The following is a 554-nucleotide window of genomic DNA, read 5'->3' as shown; positions in this document are numbered from 1 at the left end:
GCGCGCCCGTGGAGCGGGCTCGTCTGCCGACGGCCGCGCCGCGTTCGGCCAGTGCGTAGCACGGACCGAGGGGCGCGGCGCCGACGCCGGCGAAGGCGGGGACGGTGTGCGCGGTGGGGACGAGGCCGCGCAGCGTGTCTTTGACCGTTGCGACAGTTGCGCGCAGCGTAGCCAGGCCCGAGGCGTCAACCCCGACGTGTGGGTACACGGGACTCCCAGAGGCAGAGCTTCCATCACGTGCAGTGCGGAACCTTTCACCCGTCGTAGCGACGGAGGGGTACCGGTTTGCGTCTGAGGAGAATAACGCTTCGTGAAGACCCTGCTACACCCAGTTGCTCAAATCGTCGATTAGGTCGCCTGTGTTAGCGATTGATGACCCTTCAACTTGCGGAAGGTGACCGTTTGTTGATCGAAACTGGGCTGATTTCTGTGAAAGCTGAGGCGTGTTCGAAGGACGGATGCATACTTCGGGCGCGCGGGAGCCGTGGCCGGGTCAGCGGCGGCGGCGGCTCAGGGCGATCGCCGCGGCCGTGCCGCCCGCCACCGCGCCGACC

General features: G+C 67.1%; 1 pseudogene. It reads right to left on the bottom strand.

Annotated features, from left to right (window positions below):
* A pseudogene (locus tag GT030_RS36725) lies at positions 1-208 on the bottom strand (RNA polymerase subunit sigma-24); the annotation flags it as partial.
* Positions 209-554: the final 346 nt, after the last annotated feature.

Origin of the sequence: Streptomyces sp. SID1328 (assembly GCF_009865595.1) — a bacterium.
Lineage (GTDB): Bacteria > Actinomycetota > Actinomycetes > Streptomycetales > Streptomycetaceae > Streptomyces > Streptomyces griseoluteus.
The sequence above is the reverse complement of the archived record's forward strand: the minus strand, read 5'-3'. Positions and strand labels throughout refer to the sequence as shown.